This window comes from Streptomyces crystallinus (assembly GCF_039521265.1).
Classification (GTDB): Bacteria; Actinomycetota; Actinomycetes; order Streptomycetales; family Streptomycetaceae; genus Streptomyces; species Streptomyces crystallinus.
On the sequence record NZ_BAAACA010000040.1, the window covers coordinates 1 to 4,833 of the forward strand.

The following is a 4,833-nucleotide window of genomic DNA, read 5'->3' on the forward strand; positions in this document are numbered from 1 at the left end:
GCGACGCCGGGGCGGCGGTCCGCCGCCGCTCCGCGCACCCCGCGCAACCGCACTCGCCCGCCGGCTCGTACTCCTCGAACACCGGCACCGTCATGGGCGTCACCTGCCGCTCTCGGCGATCTTGTGGTCTTTGAAGATCTTTTCTGCGCTTCTGCACGGGCCACAGCCTTCCAACCGTCCACCCAAACCGCATTGTGACGGATCAAAACGGATGAAACGAACATCTCACCGCGTGGCGCTGGTCAGAACCACCCGTCCGAGTCCGGTAGAGTTCTCGATGTCAGCAGGCGCCGCTAGCTCAGTTGGTTAGAGCAGCTGACTCTTAATCAGCGGGTCCGGGGTTCGAGTCCCTGGCGGCGCACAGACAGCCGCAGCCCCCTCACCATCGGTGAGGGGGCTGCGGTCGTTCCCGGCGTGCGCCCGCGCCTCCCGCGCCGTTCAGCGCATCGCGCTGCCACGGGAGCTCCACCCGAAATCCGCACGCCCTGCACAAGCGCCCCGTAAAGCCCTCGTATGACCGGTAAACAGCTTGTTTCACCCTTGCGATCAAGCCGCCGGACATAGAAACCTGGCTGGGGGCCATCGGTCCCAAGGGGGTGTGCGGCGCCCTGGCTTGGAGGCCGCGCGTGTGGTTCGGAGGGGAATGTCCCGGTTGATCTGACCGCGGGGTGGGGGCCCCGTTCATGATTCGGTGCCGATGAAGGCATCATGCAACCGGAAGGGCCTCCTCCCATGTCTGGATCGAGGGGTGTGGCCCGCCCTTTGACCGACCATCAGTACGTCCGCAGGGTCGAGGGGGACCGGCGCGGACGACAGAACAACGACACACGCAACCTGACCTTTGCGTGCGGGGGGATGACTCATGACGTCGACGCCTACCGGCGCCCGGCACCACGACGACCCGTCCCAGACCACCCAGCTCCGGCTCCCGCCGCATCTGCGGCCCGGGGCCCGGCAGCGGCTGAAGAAGTCGCTGCCGCGCTACGACTACGAGCACTACAGCAGACTGGCCGGGCCGCTGACCCAGCCGGACCCGGCCAAGCCGTACCGCGTGCGCTACCGCTCGCTGCTCTCGCAGGAGCCGCACCGGATACGCGCGGCCCTGCTCCTCGGCGCGGCCCCGCTGGTCTCGCTCGGGCTGTTCGCCTGGCTGATGCAGCCCGACCACTGGACCAAGCGCGACCACGCCTCCCAGTCCCTGCTGGTCCTGGACGTCGTCATGCTGGTCTCGATCGGGCTGATCGAGCTGTTCCGGACGATGAACGTGCTCTCCAACGCGCACGCCACGCTGGTGGCGCGCGACCCGATCCCCGTGGTGCCCGAGACCGGCACCAAGGTCGCCTTCCTCACCTCCTTCGTGCCCGGCAAGGAGCCGTTGGAGATGGTGACCAAGACGCTGGAGGCCGCGGTCCGCATCCGCCACCGCGGTCTGATGCACGTCTGGCTGCTCGACGAGGGCGACGACCCGGCGGTCAAGGAGGTGTGCGCGCGCCTGGGCGTGCACCACTTCTCCCGCAAGGGCGTCGCGCGCTGGAACCAGCCCACCGGCCCGCACCGCGCCAAGACCAAGCACGGCAACTACAACGCCTGGCTGGAGGCGCACGGCGGCGAGTACGACTTCTTCGCCTCCGTCGACACCGACCACGTGCCGCTGCCCAACTACCTGGAGCGGATGCTCGGCTACTTCCGCGACCCCGACGTCGGCTTCGTCATCGGCCCGCAGGTCTACGGCAACTACGACACCTTCGTCACCAAGGCCGCCGAGTCCCAGCAGTTCCTCTTCCACGCGCTGATCCAGCGGGCCGGCAACAAGTACGGCGCGCCCATGTTCGTCGGCACCAGCAACGCCGTGCGCATCAGCGCCCTCAAGCAGATCGGCGGGCTCTACGACTCGATCACCGAGGACATGGCGACCGGCTTCGAGATGCACCGCGCCACCAACCCGGCGACGGGGCGGAAGTGGCGCTCGGTCTACACCCCGGACGTGCTGGCCGTCGGCGAGGGCCCGAGCGCCTGGACCGACTTCTTCACCCAGCAGCTGCGCTGGTCGAGAGGTACGTACGAGACGATCCTCAAGCAGTACTGGAAGGGCTTCGGCAGTCTGCCGGCGGGCAAGCTCTTCAACTACACGATGATGATCATCTTCTATCCGATGTCGGCCCTCAACTGGATCCTGGCGGCGCTCAGCTGCGCCCTGTTCCTCGGGCTCGGCGCCTCGGGCGTGCAGATCGACCCGGTCATCTGGATGATGCTGTACGGCAACGCCTCGGCCCTCCAGATCGGGCTCTACATCTGGAACCGGCGCCACAACGTCTCGCCGCACGAGCCGGAGGGCTCCGGCGGGATCGCCGGCATGGTGATGTCCGCGCTCTCCGCGCCGATCTACGCCCGCTCGCTGATGGACGCCGTACTGCGCCGCAAGAGCTCCTTCGTGGTGACCCCCAAGGGCGACTCCTCCAGCCCCGACACGCTCTTCGGCACCTTCCGCATCCACCTCTTCTTCATCGCCCTGTTCGGCGGCTCGCTCGTCTCGTCCTTCTTCAACGGCCACAGCCACCCCGCGATGATCACCTGGGCCGCCCTGGCCATGCTGATCACGGCCGCGCCGATCATCGGCTGGCGGTGGACCGTACGGGCGGAGAAGAAGAAGCGCGGCAAGCGCAGGCGCTCCGGCCCGCCGGCCGCCGCCCCGCACGCGCAGGAGCGCCCGCAGTGGGCGCCCGGGACGCCGCAGCAGCACCCCGGCGCCCCGGCGGCGCCCGCCCAGCAGACCGGCGCCCAGCAGACCGCCGCCCCGCAGACCGCCGCCGAACGGCCCGCCGGGGACACCGGCCAGCCGCCCGCCGACCAGACCGTGCAGATCGCCCTTGGGGGACGTAACCCATGAGATTCCGTCCGACCCGCCGTACCCGCCGCTGGGCGATCGGTACGGCGGTGGTCCTCGCGCTCGCGGGCGCCAACGGGCCCTGGCTGTACCGGTTCTCCTCGGACCAGTACCACGAGTACAAGATCAACCAGTCGGGGTACAAGGCCGACAACGGGCACTGGGACATGGTCGCCATGCCCAAGGAGTTCCGGCTCAACACGATCCACGCCGCGCTGCTGCACACCGGCAAGGTCCTGCTGGTCGCGGGCTCCGGCAACAACGCCAAGAACTTCGACGCGAAGAAGTTCGACACGGTCCTGTGGGACCCGGACAAGAACACCTTCAAGAAGATCCCCACGCCGAACGACCTGTTCTGCACCGGCCACACCCAGCTCGCCGACGGAAGACTGCTGATCGCGGGCGGCACCAAGCGGTACGAGAAGCTCCAGGGCGACGTCACCAAGGCGGGCGGTCTGCTGATCGTCCACAACGAGGACCCGGACAAGCCGATCACGCTGCCCGCGGGCACCCGGTTCACCGGGAAGTCCAACGGCAAGACGTTCGTCTCCAAGGACCCCGTCCTCGTCCAGCGCGCCAAGAAGGTCTTCGACAAGAAGACCGGCAGGTTCCTGCGTACGGAGGCGGGGCTCGGCCGGATCTACGTGGAGGCCGAGGAGTCCGGCACCCAGTACGAGACCGGCACCGAGGACAACTACCGCGTCCAGGGCCTCAAGGGCACCGACGCCCGCAACGTCTACGGCATCGCGCAGAAGCTCGCCCTGGACAAGAAGGACTTCCAGGGGATCAGGGACGCGTACGAGTTCGACCCGGTGGCCGAGCGGTACATCACCGTCGACCCGATGAACGAGGCGCGCTGGTACCCGACGCTGACGACGCTGGCCGACGGCAAGGTCCTCGCGCTGTCGGGGCTCGACGACATCGGGCAGCTGGTGCCGGGCAAGAACGAGGTGTACGACCCGAAGACGAAGAAGTGGACGTACACCAAGGGGATCATGCAGTTCCCGACCTACCCGGCGGTGTTCCTGCTCCAGAACGGCAAGCTGTTCTACTCGGGCTCCAACGCGGGGTACGGGCCGGACAACGTCGGCCGCGACCCGGGCGTCTGGGACTTCACCAGCAACAAGTTCACCAAGATCCCCGGCCTGAGCGACCCGCTGGAGATGGAGACGTCCGGGACGGTGCTGCTGCCGCCGGCGCAGGACGAGAAGTACATGGTGATCGGCGGGGGCGGGGTCGGTGAGTCCGCCAAGGCCTCGAAGAAGACCCGGATCGTCGACCTGAAGGACCCCGACCCGTCCTTCAAGGACGGCCCTTCGCTCTCCGACGGCACCCGCTATCCGGAGGCCTCCGTCCTGCCCGACGACACCCTGCTGATCAGCGGCGGCTCCAAGGACTACCGGGGCCGGGGCGGCTCCAACCTCCATCAGGCGCGGATCTACGACGCGAAGACGGGCACGATGCGGCGGGTGGCGGATCCGGAGGTCGGCCGCAACTACCACTCGGGCTCGCTGCTCCTGCCCGACGGGCGGGTCGTCACCTTCGGCGGGGACTCCCTGTTCGCGGACAAGGACGACACGAAGCCGGGCGTCTTCGAGCAGCGGATCGAGATCTACACGCCGCCGTATCTGTACAAGGGCGGCGACCACCGGCCCGAGCTCGGGGAGGGGCCCAAGTCGCTTTCCCGGGGCGGGAGCGGGGTGTTCAAGTCGAAGGACGCGGCGTCGGTGAAGACGGCGCGGCTGATCCGGCCCAGTGCGACGACGCACGTCACGGACATCGATCAGCGGTCGGTGGCGCTGGAGGTCGCGAAGACGGCGGACGGGGTCCGGGTCACGGTCCCGAAGAACCGGAACCTTGTCCCTCCGGGGTGGTACATGCTGTTCGTGACGGACGGGGAGGGTGTGCCGTCCCGGGCGGCCTGGGTGGAGGTGCCGTAGCTGCCGCTT

At 68.4% G+C, this 4,833-nt stretch carries 2 protein-coding genes and 1 tRNA gene; all 3 read left to right on the forward strand.

Annotated elements, in window-relative coordinates:
• Positions 1-287 precede the first annotated feature (287 nt).
• The 3 genes from ABD236_RS28275 (at position 288) to glxA (ending at position 4,824) form a co-directional block, all read left to right on the forward strand.
• A tRNA-Lys gene (locus ABD236_RS28275) sits at positions 288-361 on the forward strand.
• Positions 362-862: 501 nt separating this feature from the next.
• Positions 863-2,887, forward strand: coding sequence for a glycosyltransferase family 2 protein (locus ABD236_RS28280; RefSeq protein WP_344078388.1), 2,025 nt, complete (start codon positions 863-865; stop codon positions 2,885-2,887).
• Complete coding sequence (gene glxA / locus ABD236_RS28285) at positions 2,884-4,824, forward strand: radical copper oxidase GlxA (RefSeq protein WP_344078390.1); 1,941 nt, start codon at positions 2,884-2,886, stop codon at positions 4,822-4,824. Before ABD236_RS28280 ends, glxA begins: the two co-directional genes overlap by 4 nt.
• The last annotated feature ends 9 nt before the right edge of the window (positions 4,825-4,833 follow it).

Excerpts from the sequence above, each read along its gene's own strand:
- glxA (WP_344078390.1), top strand. The coding sequence starts at position 2,884 with ATGAGATTCCGTCCGACCCGCCGTACCCGCCGCTGGGCGATCGGTACG.
- ABD236_RS28280 (WP_344078388.1), top strand. The coding sequence starts at position 863 with ATGACGTCGACGCCTACCGGCGCCCGGCACCACGACGACCCGTCCCAG.